The 17,705-nt window shown below is 70.9% G+C and carries 14 protein-coding genes and 1 pseudogene; 8 read left to right on the top strand and 7 right to left on the bottom strand.

Annotation, left to right across the window (positions count from 1 at the left end):
* Positions 1–109: 109 nt before the first annotated feature.
* The 3 genes and pseudogenes from AB0M88_RS48960 to AB0M88_RS48950 all read left to right on the top strand — a co-directional run.
* Positions 110–1,390 (top strand): annotated as a pseudogene (locus AB0M88_RS48960) (non-reducing end alpha-L-arabinofuranosidase family hydrolase); the annotation flags it as partial.
* A 71-nt stretch (positions 1,391–1,461) separates the two neighbouring features.
* The gene (locus AB0M88_RS48955) at positions 1,462–2,913 is read left to right on the top strand and encodes an arabinofuranosidase catalytic domain-containing protein (protein WP_364114432.1); all 1,452 of its coding nucleotides are present in this window, start codon (positions 1,462–1,464) and stop codon (positions 2,911–2,913) included.
* A gap of 204 nt (positions 2,914–3,117) precedes the next feature.
* Positions 3,118–4,251 carry a hypothetical protein gene (locus AB0M88_RS48950; protein ID WP_364114430.1) on the top strand — a complete coding sequence of 378 codons (1,134 nt, stop codon included), beginning with the start codon at positions 3,118–3,120 and terminating at the stop codon, positions 4,249–4,251.
* 114 nt (positions 4,252–4,365) lie between these two features.
* Here AB0M88_RS48950 and AB0M88_RS48945 read toward each other — a convergent pair whose 3' ends face one another.
* Both AB0M88_RS48945 and AB0M88_RS48940 read right to left on the bottom strand, forming a co-directional pair.
* Positions 4,366–5,730 (bottom strand): endo-1,4-beta-xylanase, encoded by a 1,365-nt coding sequence (locus AB0M88_RS48945; RefSeq protein WP_364114434.1) that lies wholly within the window; start codon positions 5,728–5,730, stop codon positions 4,366–4,368.
* A gap of 532 nt (positions 5,731–6,262) precedes the next feature.
* Complete coding sequence (locus AB0M88_RS48940) at positions 6,263–7,900, bottom strand: MFS transporter (RefSeq protein WP_364114428.1); 1,638 nt, start codon at positions 7,898–7,900, stop codon at positions 6,263–6,265.
* 97 nt (positions 7,901–7,997) lie between these two features.
* Between AB0M88_RS48940 and AB0M88_RS48935 the strand changes: the two genes are divergently transcribed.
* A complete protein-coding gene (locus tag AB0M88_RS48935; protein WP_364114426.1) occupies positions 7,998–8,429 on the top strand; it encodes a MarR family transcriptional regulator in 432 nt (143 codons plus the stop codon).
* Between the two features lie 2 nt (positions 8,430–8,431).
* Here the strand turns inward: AB0M88_RS48935 and AB0M88_RS48930 are convergent, their stop codons facing one another.
* Genes AB0M88_RS48930 through AB0M88_RS48910 form a run of 5 tightly spaced genes read right to left on the bottom strand, consistent with a single transcriptional unit; the run spans position 8,432 to position 13,535 of the window.
* Positions 8,432–9,772 carry a hypothetical protein gene (locus tag AB0M88_RS48930; RefSeq protein ID WP_364114424.1) on the bottom strand — a complete coding sequence of 447 codons (1,341 nt, stop codon included), beginning with the start codon at positions 9,770–9,772 and terminating at the stop codon, positions 8,432–8,434.
* Between the two features lie 23 nt (positions 9,773–9,795).
* Positions 9,796–11,298, bottom strand: a complete 1,503-nt coding sequence (locus AB0M88_RS48925) for a long-chain fatty acid--CoA ligase (protein ID WP_364114422.1) — start codon at positions 11,296–11,298, stop codon at positions 9,796–9,798.
* Complete coding sequence (locus AB0M88_RS48920) at positions 11,298–11,753, bottom strand: MaoC family dehydratase (RefSeq protein WP_364114420.1); 456 nt, start codon at positions 11,751–11,753, stop codon at positions 11,298–11,300. Before AB0M88_RS48920 ends, AB0M88_RS48925 begins: the two co-directional genes overlap by 1 nt.
* Positions 11,750–12,631, bottom strand: a complete 882-nt coding sequence (locus AB0M88_RS48915; protein WP_364114418.1) for an amidohydrolase family protein — start codon at positions 12,629–12,631, stop codon at positions 11,750–11,752. The genes AB0M88_RS48920 and AB0M88_RS48915 overlap by 4 nt, the downstream gene beginning before the upstream one ends.
* 1 nt (position 12,632) lies before the next feature.
* A complete protein-coding gene (locus tag AB0M88_RS48910; protein ID WP_364114416.1) occupies positions 12,633–13,535 on the bottom strand; it encodes an SDR family NAD(P)-dependent oxidoreductase in 903 nt (300 codons plus the stop codon).
* A gap of 90 nt (positions 13,536–13,625) precedes the next feature.
* On the opposite strand from AB0M88_RS48910, the gene AB0M88_RS48905 reads away from it, so the two are divergent.
* From AB0M88_RS48905 to AB0M88_RS48890, 4 genes are all read left to right on the top strand, one after another.
* Entirely contained in the window at positions 13,626–14,060 is a 435-nt protein-coding gene (locus AB0M88_RS48905; protein WP_364114414.1) for a MarR family transcriptional regulator, read from the top strand.
* Between the two features lie 141 nt (positions 14,061–14,201).
* Positions 14,202–15,530: a CHAP domain-containing protein gene (locus tag AB0M88_RS48900; RefSeq protein ID WP_364114412.1), complete on the top strand. Its 1,329-nt coding sequence runs from the start codon at positions 14,202–14,204 to the stop codon at positions 15,528–15,530.
* A 181-nt stretch (positions 15,531–15,711) separates the two neighbouring features.
* The gene (locus tag AB0M88_RS48895; protein ID WP_364114410.1) at positions 15,712–16,899 is read left to right on the top strand and encodes a hypothetical protein; all 1,188 of its coding nucleotides are present in this window, start codon (positions 15,712–15,714) and stop codon (positions 16,897–16,899) included.
* 205 nt (positions 16,900–17,104) lie between these two features.
* Positions 17,105–17,551, top strand: coding sequence for a hypothetical protein (locus AB0M88_RS48890; protein ID WP_364114408.1), 447 nt, complete (start codon positions 17,105–17,107; stop codon positions 17,549–17,551).
* Positions 17,552–17,705 lie beyond the last annotated feature (154 nt).

The raw sequence follows: 17,705 nt of genomic DNA, 5'->3' as shown, positions 1-17,705 counted from the left end.
CCTTAAACCACTCCTACTAAACCCCTCCCAATGACAGTTTTTTCTCCGCGCGCGCGCGGGCGGTGGGGGGGGGGGGGGGCGCGGGGGGGCGGGCCCCCCGCCCCCCCCCGCCACCGCCGGTTGTTCGGTGAATTACGCCGTCTCGTCGTCGTGGCAGGGCGGGTTCGGCGCCAACGTGTCGATCACCAACCTGGGCGACCCGATCAGCGGCTGGACGCTGACGTGGTCGTTCGGCGCCGGGCAGTCGGTGACGCAGGCGTGGAACGCGTCGCTGGCCCAGAGCGGTACGGCGGTCACCGCCAAGAACGTGAGCTACAACGGTTCGGTCGCCACCAACGGCACCGTGTCGTTCGGCTTCAACGGGTCCTGGACCGGGAGCAACCCGGCCCCGGCGAGCTTCGCCGTGAACGGCGTGGCCTGCACCGGCGGCACCGGCCCGACCACCAAACCGACGACCACCGGCCCCACCACGGCGCCCGCCTCGTGCACGCTTCCGTCGACCTACCGCTGGTCGTCGACCGGAGCGCTGGCGACCCCGAAGTCGGGCTGGGCGTCGCTCAAGGACTTCACGACCGTTCCCTACAACGGCAAGCACCTCGTCTACGCGACCACACACGACAACGGATCGTCGTGGGGCTCCATGAACTTCGGCCTGTTCACCAACTGGACCGACATGGCCTCGGCCTCGCAGAACACCATGACGTCGGGCACCGTCGCCCCGACGCTGTTCTACTTCGCCCCCAGGAACGTCTGGGTCCTCGCCTACCAGTGGGGCGCGACCGCCTTCTCCTACCGGACCTCGAGCGACCCCACCAACGCGAACGGCTGGTCGGCGGCACAACCGCTCTTCTCCGGAAGCATCAGCGGCTCCGGCACCGGCCCGATCGACCAGACGCTGATCGGTGACGGCACGAACATGTATCTGTTCTTCGCCGGGGACAACGGCAAGATCTACCGGGCGAGCATGCCGATCGGGAACTTCCCGGGCAACTTCGGCTCGACCGCGACCACGGTCATGAGCGACAGCACGAACAACCTGTTCGAGGCCCCCCAGGTCTACAAGGTCCAGGGCCAGAACCAGTACCTCATGATCGTCGAGGCGATCGGCGCCAACGGGCGCTACTTCCGCTCGTTCACGGCCACCAGCCTGGGCGGCACCTGGACTCCCCAGGCGGCGACCGAGGGCAACCCGTTCGCCGGCAAGGCCAACAGCGGCGCCACCTGGACCAACGACATCAGCCACGGCGATCTGATCCGCAGCACCGCCGACCAGACCATGACCGTTGACCCCTGCCACCTGCAACTGCTCTACCAGGGGCGAGCCACCAACTCCGGCGGCGACTACGGCCTGCTGCCGTACCGGCCCGGCCTGCTGACCCTGCAGCGCTGAGTGGAACGGACCGGTGGGCCCGGCCTCGGGGCGCGCCCACCGGTCCCCTCACCCCCCTTGGAGGAGACGCCATGAGGCATTCCAGAAAGATCCTTCTGTCGGCCGGTCTGGCGCTGGCCACCGTGGCCGCCGGGATCGCGGCGCGGCCGGCCCAGGCCGCGCCGGCGGGCTGCTCGGTGAGCTACGCCGTCTCGTCGTCCTGGTCGGGCGGCTTCGGCGCGAACGTCACGGTCACCAACCTCGGTGACGCCCTCGCCTCCTGGACCCTGGTCTGGTCGTTCGGCGCCGGCCAGCAGGTGACCCAGGCGTGGAACACCACGCTCACCCAGTCCGGATCGCAGGTCACCGCCCGGAACGCCGGCTACAACGGTTCGGTCGCCACCAACGGCACCGTGTCGTTCGGCTTCAACGGGTCCTGGACCGGGAGCAACCCGGCCCCGGCCGCCTTCACGCTCAACGGCGTGGCCTGCACCGGGTCCACCACGACCCCGCCTTCATCGACCCCGCCTTCATCAACGCCGCCTTCATCGACCCCGCCTTCATCAACGCCGCCTTCGTCGACCCCGGCGACGCGCCTTCCGTGCGACATCTACGCCGGCGGCGGCACGCCCTGCATCGCCGCCCACAGCACCACCCGGGCGCTCTACGCCGCCTACAGCGGATCGCTCTACCAGGTGCGGCGATCCTCGGACAACGCCACCCGCGACATCGGGGTGCCGGCCCCGGGCGGCACCGCCAACGCCCCGGCGCAGGACGCGTTCTGCTCCGGAACCACCTGCGTCATCACCGTCGTGTACGACCAGTCCGGCCACGGCAACAACCTCGCCTATCAGGGCACGGGCGGAGCCGGTGGCCAGGACACGCCGGCCACCGCGACCAGCGAGTCGCTCACCGTCAACGGCGCCAAGGCGTACTCGCTCTACATCAACCCGAGGAACAGCTACTGGCACAACGGATCCGGTTCCGGCGTCCCGACCGGTAGCGCCCCCGAGGGCGAATACATGGTCACCAGCGGCACTCACGTCAACGGCGGCTGCTGCTTCGACTACGGCAACAGCGAGACGGATCGCAAGGCCGACGGTGCCGGGGCGATGGACGCCATCTACTTCGGCACCAGCTGCTGGTTCGGTGGCTGCTCCGGCACCGGCCCGTGGGTGCAGGCCGACCTCGAATACGGCCTCTACCCCGGCGGCAGCCAGTCCTGGAACCCCGGCCAGCGAGCGTTCACCAGCAAATTCGTGACCGCGATGCTGAAGAACAACGGCACCTCCCGCTTCGCGATCAAAGGCGCGAACGCGCAGTCCGGCAGCCCGGCCACCCTCTGGGACGGCGCCCTGCCCAACGGGTACAGCCCGATGAGGAAGCAGGGCGCGATCGTCCTCGGCAGTGGCGGCGACTGCTGTGCCACCAACACCAACCAGAGTCTGGGCACCTTCTACGAGGGTGCGATGGTCGCCGGCTACCCGAGCGACGCGACGGAGAACGCCGTACAGGCGGCGATCGTCGCGGCCGGCTATCGCTGAGCACGGGCGTGCGATCGGGGCCGCAATTTCCGAAATTACATTCTTTCTAGTCAATGTTGTGAGGCCGGTGTTATGAACTGATGGCTATCCGGATTTGCCGCGGCAACGTCGCCGTAACGGTTATCGCTTCGATTTCTTGGGGAACAGCACATGATTAGATTTCGTGATGATCGGCGGCGTGACCGCGTGCGGCGCATAGTCGGAATGCTTCTGCTGACCGTGGCGACCGCCATCACCGGGTCGGCCGTCGCCGGCACGTCCGCCGCGGTGGCCGCACCAGCCGGCGCGGCGCCCGGCGTCTCCGCCCTCGCCTCGGGTTACGGGCACACCTGCGCGGTGCGCACCGACGGGACGCTGTGGTGCTGGGGCAGCAACGGCACCGGTCAGCTCGGCACCGGCACCACCGTCGACGCGACCACGCCGGTGCGCGTAGGCGGCGACACCGACTGGACCGCCATCGACGCCGGAACCAGCTATACCTGCGGCGTGCGTTCCGCGGGGACCCTGTGGTGCTGGGGCAGCAACAACCGGGGCCAGCTCGGCGACGGCACCACCACCGACCGCAGCGCCCCGGCGCAGGTCGGCACCGCCGCCGGCTGGGCCGGTGTCAGCGCCGGCGACAGTCACACCTGCGGCGTCCGGACCGACGGGACGCTGTGGTGCTGGGGTTTCAACCGTCTCGGTCAGCTGGCGACCGATTCTTCGACCTGGTATGCCACCAGCCCGCTCCAGATCGGCGCCGCCACCAACTGGGCGAGCGTCACCGCCGGCTTCGGGCACACCTGCGCCATCCGCACCGACGGCACGCTCTGGTGCTGGGGCGACAGCACGACCGGCCAGCTCGGCATCGGCAGCCTCAGCTACACGATCACCCCGACCCAGGTCGGCACGGCGACGAACTGGACCGGCGTGGCGGCCGGATACGCGTTCACCTGCGCAGTGCGCTCGGACGGAACCCTGTGGTGCTGGGGTGAGAACGGCTACGGGCAGCTCGGCGTGAACGCCACCTATCAGACCACGCCGATTCAGGTCGGCACCGCCACGAACTGGGCCACGGTGAACGCGAGCTTCAACACGGCGTGCGCGACGCGCACCGACGGCACGCTGTGGTGCTGGGGCAACAACATGGACGGCCAGGTCGGTGACGGCACCACCACCAACCGGTACGCGCCGGTCCAGGCCGGTTCGTCGACCGCCGGCGTCGTCACCGGCTACCACACCTGTGCGGCCCGGACCGACGGAAGCCTGTGGTGCTGGGGCTACAACTGGGCCGGTCAGCTCGGCGACGGCACCACCACCAACCGTTCGGCTCCGACCGCGGTGACCCTCCCGAGCTGATCGGCGATCACCACGGCGGCGCGCCGCTCCGGGCGTCGAACTCAGTGGGCCCGGGCCGGAAAACCGGCCCGGGCCCACCTTCTGTTGCCGTTCCCCCGCGGTCGAACTCCGCGGTCAGTTCAAGGTGAAGCGCTGGTTGGCCTGTCCGCTGCAGTCGTAGAGCTGGACCTGCTGGCCGTTGCCGGTGCCCCAGACGTCGAGGCAGCGTCCGGACTGCACGCCGGTGATGGTTCCGTTGGAGTTGACGTTCCACTGCTGGTTGGCCTGCCCGTTGCAGCTGTAGATCTGCACGGCCGAGCCGTTACCGGAGCCGGCGGCGTCCAGGCACCTGCTGCCGTACACGGTCAGCTGTTTGCTCGACGTCAGGGTCCAGGCCTGGTTGGCCTGGCCGTTGCAGTCGTAAAGCTGGACGCGGGTGCCGTTGTTCTGCGACGCGTTGGGCACGTCGATGCACCGGCCCGACTGGGCGCCGACGATCCGGCCTCCGCCGCTCGGCGCGGTGGTCGGCGGAGAGGTGGTCGGGCCGGTCCCGGTCGGTGAGGTGGTCGGGCCGGCGGCGTTGAGGGCGTTGAGCACCGAGGTGTAGGCGGCCTTCTTGTTGCCGCTGCCGTCGAAGAGCAGCGGGCTCTCGCCCGAGCGCCACGAGTCGCTGTCGCGTACGCCCCACACGGTGATGCCGACGCAGCGGGACACGTTCATGCAGGCCTGAGTGAGTCCGGCGTACTGCGAGGTCGAGGCGTTGGTGACGTCGACCTCGGTCAGGGCCACGTCGACGCCGAGGGCGGCGAAGTTGGCCAGTGTGGTCTGGAAGTTGCTCGGCAGCGAGCTGCCGCCGGTGAAGTGGGTCTGCAGGCCGACGCAGTCGACCGGGACGCCGCGGGACTTGAAGTCCTTGATCATGTTGTAGACGCCCTGCGTCTTGGCGTAGGACCAGTTCTCGATGTTGTAGTCGTTGTAGCAGAGCTTGACCGACGGGTCGGCCGCGCGGGCGGTCTTGAAGGCGACCTCGATCCAGTCGTTGCCGGTGCCCTGCAGGTTGGACTGGCGGCGGCTGCCGTCCTCGTTGAACGCCTCGTTGACGACGTCCCAGTAGGCGAGCTTGCCCTTGTAGTGGCCCATCACCCCGTTGATGTGGTCGATCATCGCCTGGCGCAGGCTGCTGCCGCTGAGGCTCTGCATCCAGCCCGGCTGCTGCGAGTGCCACGCGAGGGTGTGGCCGCGGACCTTCATGCCGTGCTGGGTCGCCCAGTTGTAGACCTGGTCGCCGGCGCTGAAGTTGAACTGGCCCCGCTGGGGTTCGGTCGCGTCCGGCTTCATCTCGTTTTCCGGCGTGACCATGTTGAACTCACGTCCGGCGATGGTGGTGTAGGTCGAGTCACCGAGCCTGCTCGCGGCGATCGCCGTGCCGAAGTACCGGCCCGACTGGGCGGCGGCCGCACCGAGGGTGCCCGCCGCCGCGTTCGCGTTCGGCATCACCATGATCACGCCGACGGCCGCGACGGCGGCGACGGTTCCACCGATCAGCGATCGGCGGCGCAACGATCTTCTCCCCGGGGAGCGGGCGGAGTCGACCGGAGAACTGGTTGTCACAAAGGCCTCCTTCTTCGGTTCCGGTCCCGGCCGCTGGGCACGGCGCGTGCGGTGGATCGCGGCCGCCGTGCGCGATGGGGAGTCGAGGAATCGCACGACCCGGACCAAAGAACGATGCATTTAGATGTCTTGTCATGCTGGCACGGTACCCGCGTGGAGACAACACCTTCCGGAAAACTTCCGGAAGGTATCGAGGCCGCACTGCCGTCCGGTTGGGCCGAGAAAGCCGTGCGTCTTCGTCGGTCGCGGAAGGCTTTCGTTCGAGTAGGCGACCGCTGCGTCCGGGAATCCAGCGCCTGCACGCCAGCGTTTCGTTCCGAAACTTCCGGCGCCGTCAGCAGAAGTTCCAGGCCCCGGCCGAGGGCACATGGGAGGAGGCCGGGACCCTGACGGATCCCGGCCTCCTCGACTGTCGCGGGCCTCAGTCGGCCAGGGACTCCTCGGTCACCAGGGGCCGGTGGCCGGTTCCGCTCAGGCCGGCCGCCGCCAGCACGGCGGCGACCAGCGCGGCTACGCCGCACACCACATAACCCATGGCGTACGCGTGATCGAGCGCCGCGAAGGCGAGCGCCTTGAGGGGGTTGCCCGGGATCGCGTTGGCCCCCAGTGGCCCGGAGTGCACCGCCCCGGCCACTTCCGGCGGCGCCGACTTGTCGAAGGCGGCGAGCGCCGACTGCACGGCCGGGCTGGCGGCGAGCTTGTTCTGGATGTCGGTCGCGGCGCGGCTCAGGGCGATCGCCCCGATCACGGCCGGCCCGAGCGTGAACCCGAAGTCGCGCAGCTGGCTGGTCGTGCCCGAAGCCATGCCGGCCAGATGGCCGGGCACCGTGTTGACCGCCACCGCGGTCACGCCGGACAGCGCGAACGCGAAGCCGATGCCGATCAGCACCAGCGGCCCGACGATCGGCCAGATCGACAGGTCCGAGGCCGGCCGGGTGGCCGCCCAGAGGTCGCCGGCGCTGATCAGCAGGAAGCCGCCGCCGAGCGCCCAGCGCGGGTTGTACGAGTGGATCACCTTCGCGGTCAGCGGCATCAGCACGAGCGCGAAGCCCTGCAGCAGCACGAAGGCGATCGCGGTCTTCATCGGGGAGAAGCCCTGGATGGCGGAGAGGCGGATGCTCGTCGTGTAGGCCGTGCCGAGGAACGCGAACATGCCGATCACGGTGATGATCGAGTTGACCGAGAAGGCGCGGCTGCGGAACAGCTCGAGGCGCAGCAGGGGAGCGGGCGAGCGCCGTTCGGCCGTGATGAACAGGGCGAAGAACAGCACGGCGGCGATGAAACCGCCGATCACCCAGCCGTTGGACCAGCCCCAGGTCGAGCCCTGGATGACGGCGAAGAGCAGGGCGAACAGTGAGACGGCGATGGTGATCTGGCCGCCCCAGTCGAGGGACCGGCCCTCGGGCGCCGACGAGTTCTGGGCGAGCGTGGCCACCGCCATGCTGATCAGCGCGAGGATGCCGACGGCGACGAACGCCCAGCGCCAGACCGCGGTCTCGCTGCCGCCCCAGTGGAGCTTGGTGACCAGGCCGCCGAGCAGGGGCGAGACGAACCCGCCCGAGGAGAGCGCGGCGGCCCAGATGGCGATGCCACGGGCGCGGTCGCGCACGGTGTGGGTGCCGGCGGCGACCATGGCGAGGGTGGTCGGGAAGATGACGGCCGCACCGATGCCGGTGAGTGCCTGCCCGGTCCAGAGGAGGCTGATCGCGCCGGTGTTGGACGCGCCGGCCCGGGGGGTGAGCACGCTGAGCCCTTCGCCGATCGCCATGAGCAGGCTGCCGCCGATGAGCAGGCGTTTGCGGCCGAAGAGGTCGCCGAGCACGCCGAACGTCAGTTCGAGCAGGGTCACCGGAACCAGGAACGCGTCGGAGATCCAGGTGAGCTGGGCCGAGGTGGTGTGCAGGTCCTCCTGGAAGAGCCCGTTGAGGACGGCGGGGATGGCCAGGCCGACCTGGGCGAGGAGGACGGCGAGCGCGGTGGCGACGCGGGTGCCGGGCGTCAGGAAAGGGGTGTGGACGGCGGCCCGGGAGCCGGCCTGGGCATTGGCGACGGTACTCATGTTGCCTCCGGAGAAGCGCGGGATAGGTGCACTGTGCCACCGGTCATTCTCGGTGTACAGGTTTCCTGGCTATTACTTCGTTTGCGAGGATGACCCGGTGACCGGGCCGACCTTGCTTTACCTGATCAAGCAGCTGGAGCTGGCCGTTCGCTCCCGGCTCGACGAGGTGCTGCGCCCGGAGGCGATCACCCCGTTGCAATACACGGCCCTGACCGTTCTCGAGCGCCGCTCCGACCTGAGCACCGCCGCGCTGGCCCGCAACGCCTTCGTCACCGACCAGAGCGCGGCCGACATGATCGCCGTGCTCGAGGAGCGCGGCCTGATCGAACGCCGGCCGGATCCGGCCGACCGGCGGCGCCGGGTGCTGCGCCTGACCGGGCCGGGCGAGGCGCTGCTCGACCGGCTGCGCGGCGACGTCGCCGCGGTCGAGCAGCGGATGCTCGCCTCGCTCTCCGGCGAACAGGCGGAACAGCTGCGCCGCTATGTGATCGCCTGCCGGGGGGCGCTCTCCGAGCGCCCCCCGCACTGACATCAGCGTGGTTCGCCCAGGCCGCCGGCCAGGCGCGGCGGTTCATACCGTACGTAGCGGCCGGTGCCGCCCGCCGCCGCGTTCAGCGCCCCGGGCGAGGTCGTGGCGTCCCAGCGGCCGGTGCCGAGGCGGTGCTCGACGGCGTGCAGCGCGGCGATGGTCTCGGCCGGCTGGAACGCGCAGTGGCCGGTGGTGTTCACGTACGCCTGGCGCAGCAGCGGCCCACCGCCTCGGCGCTCGACCAGCTTGCCGTACCAGTTCTCCTGCTCGACCGGCACGAGCTGGTCGGCGATCGTGTGGATGTCGAGCTCGGGGACGCCCAGGTGGCCGCTCACCATGGAGGTGCGGGCCAGAGCGGCGACCGCGGCCGGATCGGCTTTGATGTCCGCGTCGCGGGTGAGCCGGCGCAGGTCGGTCTCTAGGTTCAGGCCGGCGGCGCGATAGAGCGCGCGGACCTCTCCGGCGTGGGCGCTGCTGTCCAGGACCGCGCCGAAGTCGACCCCCTTCGTCGCCGAGCTGTTGCCGCCGGCGGCGAGCTCGACCTGCTGCCGGGCGGTCATGATGAACGGCAGCAGGAAGGTGGCGATCTCCTGTTCCTGCTGGGCTTCCTGGCCGGCATAGTCGCGCGGGCCGGGCGCGGCCGGACCGGTGTACCAGCCGGGCTCGTTGAGCAGCACCGCGCCGAGGGCGATCCGGGCCCGGCCGGCCGCCGTGCCCTGATTCGCAGCGACCACAGTGGACAAGCTCTGGGCGGCGGCGCCGGCGTCGGCCGCGTCGGTGTAGCGGACCAGTTTGACGGGCTGGCCGGGAGCGAGCAGATGGGCGAGGGCGTATTCGCCGTAGAGTTGGTAGTCGTTGAGGTTGAGGGCGCCCGCGACCAGGCCGCAGGTTGTCAGGGCGCCGTCGACGAGATGCCGCCGGTCCTGGGCTTCGAGGGCGCTGACCAGCCCGCCCATCGAGGTGCCCCACGCGATCGTCCGGTGGGGACGGCCGGTGATGCGCGACGCGGCGGCCAGCGAGGAGAACTGGTCGTCGACCGCGCTCGCCATCGCCCACCACGAGGGACCGGAATACGACGAGCCGACCAGTGCGTAGCCGGCCGCGAGCAGCTGGGTCTTCGTGGCGGCGTCGGGCGCGTCCTGCGCGGTCAGCGGGCCGTACCCGTGGCTGTAGAGGATGAGTGTGTGGTTCCAGTGGGCCGGCACGTCGGCGACCCAGCTCGCGCCGTCGGTGAGCGTACCGGTGAAGGCGCCGGAGGCCGCATAGGCCGGTCCGGACGGCGCCGCGAGGACCGCGGCGGCGCAGGCCGCCGCGGCTGCGGCAACCGCTGCTATCTTGCGCATGGTTGAGTCCCCTTCTTGGCGGATCAGGTGGGAATCGGGCGGTCGCGCAGCTCGGCCTTGCGCACCTTGCCCGAGCCGGTGCGGGGGAGCGCCGGCACGACGTCCACATAGGCCGGAATCTTGTATTTGGCGAGTCGCGGGACGAGGAAGGCCCGGACGGACTCCGGGTCGAGCGCGGCGTCCGGCAACGGGACCACGAAGGCCCGGCCGACCTCGCCCCATTTCGGGTCGGGCACCCCGACCACGGCCGCCTCCGCGATCGCCGGATGCTCGAAGAGAACCGACTCGACCTCGGCCGGGTAGACGTTCTCGCCGCCCGAGATGTACATGTCTTTGACCCGGTCGACGACGTGATAGTGGCCGCCCGCGTCGACGCGGGCGACGTCGCCGGACCGGAACCATCCGCCGGCCGTGAAGGCGTCGCGGGTCGCCTGCGGATCGTTCCAGTAGCCGGGCGTGACGTTCGGGCCTCGCACGAGCACCTCGCCGGGCTCGCCGGGCTCGGTGTCGGTCAGGTCCGGGCGCACGCAGCGCACGTCGGCGAAGAAGACCGGAAGCCCGGCCGATCCGAGGTGGGTCACGCTCTCGCGCGCTTCGAGGAAGGTCGCCCCGGGCGCGGTCTCGGTCATCCCGTAGCCCTGGCAGAAGGTGAGGCCGCGTTGCTGATAGGCACCGATCAGCGCCTCGGGCACCGGCGCGCCGCCGGACATCACGCTGCGCACCGACGACAGATCGGCGCCGGGCCAGCGCGGCGACCGGGCCAGGCCGGCGAACATCGCCGACACGCCGAACATCCACGTGACCCGGTGCGCTTCGATCAGGTCGAAGGCGGCGTCGACGTCCCAGGCCGGCATGATCACGCTGCGGCCGCCCTTGAGGAAGGTCGGCAGCAGGCACTGGTTGAGGGCGGCGACGTGGAACAGCGGGGCGCCGATCAGCGTCACCTCGTCGCCGGCCACGTCGACGCCGACGAGCAGGTTGTAGCAGTTCCAGACCACATTGGAGTGGGTGAGGGTGGCGCCCTTCGGCCGCCCGGTGGTGCCGGACGTGTAGAGGATGAAGGCCACGTCGCCCGGCTCGACCGGCACGTCGATCGCCGCCGGCTCTCCGGCGGCTTCCAGCCACTTCTCGTACGCGTCGCCGACCTCGACGACCGTGCCGGGCCGCACCGAGAACGCGCTGCCCGGCGCGTGCACCAGCGCGGTCGCGCCGCTGTGCCGGAGCATGTAGTCGATCTCGGGCTCGGCGAGGCGGGCGTTGAGCGGCACGAAGACCGCGCCGAGCAGGTGGGTCGCGAACATCGTCTCGACGAACGCCGGGTGGTTGGGCCCCAGGTAGGCGACGCGGTCGCCGGGGCTCACGCCCCGCGACATCAGGCCGGAGGCCAGCCGGGCGATCCGGTCGCGCAATTGGGCGTACGTGGTGACGTCGTCGCCGAACAGCAGGGCCGGCCGCTGTGGGGACATCGCCGCTCGCCGGGCCGGCCAGGATCCGAGTCCCCGGTTGCGCAGCGGAAGCGCGGCCATCAGGCGTAGTGGCGGTAGACGGGTCGGGCGACGCAGGCCGGCTTGGCTTGACCGTCGATCTCCACGATGAAGTCGAGCACCATCTGCACGCCGTTGCCGGCGACCTCGGTCACCTCGGCCACGGTCGCGGCCAGCCGGATCTTCGAGCCGACCCGGACCGGGTTGGGGAACCGCACCCTCTCGAGGCCGTAGTTGACGCTCATCGTCGTGCCGGTGATCTGGAGCAGCTCGGTGAAGAGCGGGATGACCAGCGACAGCGTGAGGTAGCCGTGGGCGATCGTCCCGCCGAACGGGCCGTCCTTCGCGCGCTGGACGTCGACGTGGATCCACTGATGGTCGCCGGTCGCGTCGGCGAACGTGTTCACCCGGTCCTGGGTGATCTCCAGCCAGTCGCTGCGGCCGAGGTCGCGCCCGGCCAGCGCCTTGATCTCGTCGAGTCCGTTGACGGTGATCACTTCGCGGTCTCCTTGGTCAGTCCGAGCAGGCGGGCGGCGTTCTCCTTGAGGATTTTCGGGCGGACCGCGGGCTTGATCTCCAGCTTCTCGAAGTCGGTGAGCCAGCGGTCGGGCGTGATGAGCGGGTAGTCCGATCCGAAGAGCACCTTGTCCTGCAGCAGCGAGTTGGCGTAGCGCACCAGCTGGGGCGGGAAGTACTTCGGCGACCAGCCGGACAGGTCGATGTGGACGTAGGGCTTGTGGGTGGCGACCGCGAGGGCCTCGTCCTGCCACGGGAACGACGGGTGGGCGAGGATGATGCGCAGCTCGGGAAAGTCGACGGCCACGTCGTCGACGAGCATCGGGTTGGAATACCGCAGGCGGATCCCGCCCCCGCCCGGCAGCCCGGCGCCGATCCCGGTCTGTCCGGTGTGGAAGAGCGCGGGCACGCCGAGTTCCTCGATCGCCTCGTAGAGCGGGTAGGCCATCCGGTCGTCGGGGCTGAACGCCTGGATGCTCGGGTGGAACTTGAAGCCGCGCACGCCGTACTCGGACACCAGGCGCCGCGCCTCGCGCGCGCCGGCCCGGCCCTTGTGCGGATCGATGCTGGCGAAGGGAATCAGCACGCCGGGATGGGCCGCGCAGCTCTCGGCGACCTCCTCGTTGGCGATCCGCGGCCAGCCGGTGGCGTGCTCGGCGTCGACCGTGAAGACCACCGCGGCCATCCGGCGTTCCCGGTAGTAGGCGGCGGTCTCGTCGATGGTCGGCTGCCGGTGACCCCGGGCCTTGAAGTACTCCTCGGACGCGCCGAACAGTTCCGGGCTCAGCGACCCGTGGCCGTCCCGGCTGATCTCGGCATGGGTGTGCACGTCGATGGCGACCAGGGAGTCGACGTCCATCTCACGCCCCCGGTGCCTGGGGAGCCGGGATCCCGTACGTCTCCAGGGCGCCGAAAATCGGCGCCGCACCGATCGACGAGGCGCTCCAGCCGCCGTCGGCGAAGGCGACTGCCTTCTCCCGCGGATGAGCCCAGAGGGCGAGCCGGTCGCCGCCGACGCCGATCGCCTGGCCGGTGATGTCCTTCGCGGCGTCCGAGGCGAGAAAGACGATCAGCCCGGTGACGTCGTCGACCGTGCCCAGGCCCTCGTCGCGGCGCAGCCAGGCGGGCAGCGGCTCGCCGGTGCGCTCGGACTGTTCGATCAGCGGCGCGAAGGCCGGGATGGTCCGGGTCATCTCGGTCGCCGCGACCGGCACGACGGCGTTGACCGTGATGCCGTTGCGAGCCAGTTCCAGCGCCCAGGTGCGGGCCATCGCCGCGATGCCGGCCTTGGCCGCGGCGTAGTTGGTCTGGCCGAAGTTGCCCCGCTGGCCGGCCGGCGAGGAGATCAGGATGATCCGGCCGCCCTCGCCCTGCTCCCGCAGGCGCACCGCGGCGGCGCGGGCGCACGTGAAGGTGCCGCGCAGGTGCACGTGGATCACCGCGTCGAAATCCTCGTCGGACATCTTCCACAACACCCGGTCGCGCAGAATGCCGGCGTTGGTGATCAGCACGTCGAGCCGGCCGAACTCGCGGACCGCGGTCTCCACGAGGGCGTCGGCGGTCGCGCTGTCGCCGACCGGGGCGGTCACCCCGGCGGCCCGGCCACCCGCGTCCACGATCGCGCCGACGGCGGCGGTCACCGCGTCCGCGTCGACGTCGTTGACCACGACGGCCGCGCCCGCGGCGGCCAGGGCCCTGGCGTACGCCAGTCCGAGCCCGCGGCCGCTGCCGGTCACGATCGCCACCTTGCCGCCGAGATCCATGAGCACCACCCGGAGAAGAAGGACAGGAAACCTGTTGATGCCTAGCTTGGTGTCCAACAGGTTTCGTGTCAATGACTTAGGATCGCCTCGATGACTGCGACCGTTCCTTCCCTCCTCTACCTGGTCAAACAACTCGAACTGTCGGTCCGGGCGCGGCTGACCGACCTGGTCCGCCCGGCCGGCATCACCGCGCTGCAATACACCGCCCTGACCGTGCTCGAACGCCACGACGGCCTGTCGACCGCCCAGTTGGCCCGGCACTCGTTCGTCACCGCCCAGGCGATGGCCGACATGGTGGCGGCACTCGAGACGCGCGGCCTGATCCGCCGCGAACGCAACCCGGGCAACCGCCGCGAGATGCTGATCTACCTCACCGACCGGGGGACGGCCCTGCTCAAGGAGCTGGCCGGGCCGGTGCGGCGCCTCGAGGAGGAGATGACCCACGACCTCGACCCGGCGCGGTTCCGGCAGGCGCTCACGGCGGCCTGGCAGGCAATGCGGCCGCTACCCGGCGCGGCCGGGTGACGGCCCTCCGTCCGGGCCGGGGGTTGTCCGGGATTGATTGATCCGGGGGCGTCCGGCCTGCCGAACAACGACGGCGGCCGGTAGACCTCGGGGTGCGCCGTGGACGTCCGGTCCGGCGGCGCATCCGGACGGAGGATCTCGTTGAGACGCACCATGCTTTCGGTCTGGGGGGTCGCCGCGGCGGCCGCGGTGGCGCTCCTGGGCGCCGCACCGGCCCAGGCCGCCCCGCGGCCGGCACCCGCGGCCGTGGCCACCACCAGCGGCGCCGCGGCGCTCGCCGCGGCCAACATCGGTAAGAGTGCCGGCACCTGCGCCAACCATCCGACCACCAACTCGCTCGGCGGCAGCCAGTACGAGCACAGCTGCGCCGGCGGCTATTCGGGCGGCCCCGAATACTGGTGTGCCGACTTCGCCAAGTGGGTGTGGGCGAACTCGGGTCTGAACACGGCCGGCCTGACCGCCGCGGCGCAGAGCTTCTACACCTACGGCCAGTCGAACGGGACCTTCCACACCGCCGCACAGCCCGGTGACGCGGTCGTCTACTCGTCCAGCCCGGGCGGGTACGCCGACCACGTCGCGATCGTGACCGCGGTCAACTCGGACGGCTCGGTCGTCACCGCCAACGGCGACTGGGGTGGCGAGAGCGGCACGATGGCGCACTTCGCCGTCACGTCGTCGGTCGTCAAGGTGACCATTCCGGCGGCCTCGGCGCACACCGGGGCGTTCGTGTCGGCGGCCGACTACTACATCACCGGGATCGTCGGCGCCTCCGGCAGCGGCGGCACCACGCCGCCGTCCGGTGGCAATCCGTACTCGCCGGTGCAGGTGTGCGGCAGTGGGTACGGCGTCGTCGACTCGCACCACATCACCGGGGCGACGATCTACCTGCTGTACGACGACGACTCGGGCAACAACTGCGTCGTCACGCTGGCCGACAACCCGACCGCGACGGTGTCGATGAACGCGACGCTGCAGGCCCAGGGCGGCACGCTGAAGAACGATCCGCACGCCTATCAGTACTACGCCGGCCCGGTGACGGCGTACGCCCCGAACACGTGCGTGCAATGGGGCGGCGCCTACCAGTCGGCGTCCTGGACCAGCAGCTACGAGCACTGCGGCAGCGGCGGCGGATCGCCGGCACCGCACACCTCGAACCCGTACAGCGCGACCCAGGTGTGCGGCAGCGGCTACGCCGTCGTCGACCACCACGCGCTGACCGGCGCGACCGTCTACCTCGCCTACAACGCGGCGACCGGCGACAACTGCGTGGTCACGCTGGCCACCGACATCGACGGCGTGGTGGCGATGAACGCGACCCTGCAGACGCAGGGCGGCACGCTGCACTCCGACAACCATTCGTACACGTACTACGCCGGGCCGGTCACCGCGAACGCACCGCACACATGCGTGCAGTGGGGCGGCAAGTACAAGACCAGCAGCTGGACCAGCGCGTACGGCCACTGCGGCTAGGCAGTCCACAGTGTTCCCGGAGGGTGGCGCGGATCGCGCCACCCTCCGGCACGTGTCGAAGGACACGTGTCTCCTTCGTGATACTCCCGCACTGTTGTAGCCACGTTTTTCCCGGCGGGATGATTCGGCGTGCGACCGGTGACCTGCCGGTCGCCATCGGTCACGTCCAGGGGGAGGCGCGGTGGCTCGCCAGGAGAAGACGGTCGATCCGGCGGCCGGTCCGTTGCAGGCTTTCGCGTACGAGCTGCGCAAGGTCCGCGTCGACGCCGGCAGCCCCACCTACCGCGTGCTCGCCAAGGCGGCCGGGTACGGCGCCGGCACCCTGTCCGAGGCGGCCGGCGGGGTCCGGCGACCCACATTGGACGTGGTGCTCGCCTACGTCGGGGCGTGCCAGGGCGACGTCGAGATGTGGCGGGACCGCTGGCTGGAGTTGCAGACCGCACTGGACGGCACCGCACCACCGGTCGCCACCGAGACCGAGCGGGCCGGGCCGAGCGCACCGATGTGGACACCGGCCGAGCCTCCTCCGGACGACCCGCCGGCACCGGCCGGGTTCGGCGTGCGGCTCGGACCGCTGTGGCGGTGGAAGCTCGCGGTGTTCACCGTGCTGGCCGCCCTGGTGATCGGTGCGGTCGGCGCCTTCGCGATCGACGATCCCTACCCGTCGCGTGCCGCCGGCTCCGGGCCGGCCGCTGCCGCGCCGGGCTGTCCGCCGAAGGTCGCGAGACCGGCGTTCACCGCGGTCACCTACGGCGCCGGCGCCCGGGTGCGCGCCGGAGCGGCCCGCGATACGCCGCCGCTCGCCACCATCCCGGCCGGCTGCACCGTCGGCTTCGTCGGATTCTGCCTGGGCGAGAAGATCCACGACACCACCGGCGGTACGCCCGACGTGCGCTGGTTCGAGCTGCCCGGCGGTGGCGTGATCACCTCCGGGACCGTGCACGGCAACCCGCCGGCCGAGCTCGCGCCCACCCGCTGTGCCGACGACCGGCCCGGCCCCGCCGAGGTGCGCCTGACCGTCGGCGCCGACCCCGATCTGCCCGGCGCGCTGCGGCTCAGCGCCGCCGGCACCCGCCTCGACATCGTCGGATTCGCCGCGCTGTACGGGCCGGACTCGCCCCGTCGATGGCGGCAGGTGGGATTCACCGAGGAATCGGTCGCGCGGCCCGGCTTCCGGGTGCCGTGGAAGCTCGAGCCGTCCGCGGCCGGCTCCGACCCGGTGCTGATCGTCGCGGCGGCCTGTCTGGGCGGTGACGGCCCGACCGCGGTGGTCGACGCGCGCTCGACCGCACCCCGTGGCCCCGAAGTCGTGCTGGGCGCGGCGGATCGGACCGCGGCGGCCCTGGCGGCCTGTGCCTACCCGGCCTGATCAATCAGCCGGGAACGGTGCGGTCCGGCGAGTCGAACGGCAGCTCAGCGCCCCGATGCGATTGTTCGGGCGGCGTCCGCGTACAAAAAAAGATGTTCGGTCTTGATTGATCGGCCCCGGCCGATCTCCCGATCATCGGCCGGATCCGATGTGGTCGTTTGAGCGGTGGAACGCCGCGCAGGCAACCGAACGGAGAACCCGGACCATGACCGTCATCAAGAAGCTGAGCACCATCGGGCTGAGCACGCTGGCCACCGGCGTCGCCCTGGTCGCGGCGCTGAGCCCGGCCGGCGCGGCGAGCGCCGCCAGCAAGCACGTCGGCACGATCGCCGGCGTCGAGTCGCGCTGCAACAGCTCGGTGTACACGCTCTGCCTCTACTACAACAGCGGCGCCAACACGGCCTACTGGGGCACCAGCGTCGACGTCTCCGACCTGGCCGGTAAGACCTTCTTCAGCGGCACCGGCGCCGGCTCGGGCCAGGCCGTGAAGAACAACGCGGCGGCCGCCTCCTGCGACCTGCTGAGCACCGGCAAGTGCTGGATCTTCTTCAACCACGGGTACGCCGGCAACGCCGACTACCTGAACGGCCAGGAGACCGGCCAGCTCTCCTACACCTACAACGAGGACGCCTCGGTCAAGGTCGTCTACTGATACCGGCCGGGGGGGGGGGGCCCCCCCCCCCCCCCCCCCCCCCCCCCCCCCCCGCCCCCCCCCCCCCACCCCCCCCCCCCCCCCCCCCCCCCCCCCAACCCCCCCCCCCCCCCCCACCCCCCCCCCCCCCCCCCCCCACCCCCCCACCCCCCCC

Origin of the sequence: Actinoplanes sp. NPDC051411 (genome assembly GCF_040682075.1) — a bacterium.
Classification (GTDB): Bacteria; Actinomycetota; Actinomycetes; order Mycobacteriales; family Micromonosporaceae; genus Actinoplanes.
Note: the sequence above shows the minus strand (reverse complement) of the source record. Positions and strands in the feature narration are given on the sequence as shown.

Bases quoted from the DNA above. Each gene is read 5' to 3' on its own strand.
- AB0M88_RS48955 (WP_364114432.1), top strand. From the start codon at position 1,462: ATGAGGCATTCCAGAAAGATCCTTCTGTCGGCCGGTCTGGCGCTGGCC.
- AB0M88_RS48950 (WP_364114430.1), top strand. From the start codon at position 3,118: ATGCTTCTGCTGACCGTGGCGACCGCCATCACCGGGTCGGCCGTCGCC.
- AB0M88_RS48945 (WP_364114434.1), bottom strand. From the start codon at position 5,730: ATGGTGATGCCGAACGCGAACGCGGCGGCGGGCACCCTCGGTGCGGCC.
- AB0M88_RS48940 (WP_364114428.1), bottom strand. From the start codon at position 7,900: ATGAGTACCGTCGCCAATGCCCAGGCCGGCTCCCGGGCCGCCGTCCAC.
- AB0M88_RS48930 (WP_364114424.1), bottom strand. From the start codon at position 9,772: ATGCGCAAGATAGCAGCGGTTGCCGCAGCCGCGGCGGCCTGCGCCGCC.
- AB0M88_RS48925 (WP_364114422.1), bottom strand. From the start codon at position 11,298: ATGGCCGCGCTTCCGCTGCGCAACCGGGGACTCGGATCCTGGCCGGCC.
- AB0M88_RS48915 (WP_364114418.1), bottom strand. From the start codon at position 12,631: ATGGACGTCGACTCCCTGGTCGCCATCGACGTGCACACCCATGCCGAG.
- AB0M88_RS48910 (WP_364114416.1), bottom strand. From the start codon at position 13,535: ATGGATCTCGGCGGCAAGGTGGCGATCGTGACCGGCAGCGGCCGCGGG.
- AB0M88_RS48905 (WP_364114414.1), top strand. From the start codon at position 13,626: ATGACTGCGACCGTTCCTTCCCTCCTCTACCTGGTCAAACAACTCGAA.
- AB0M88_RS48890 (WP_364114408.1), top strand. From the start codon at position 17,105: ATGACCGTCATCAAGAAGCTGAGCACCATCGGGCTGAGCACGCTGGCC.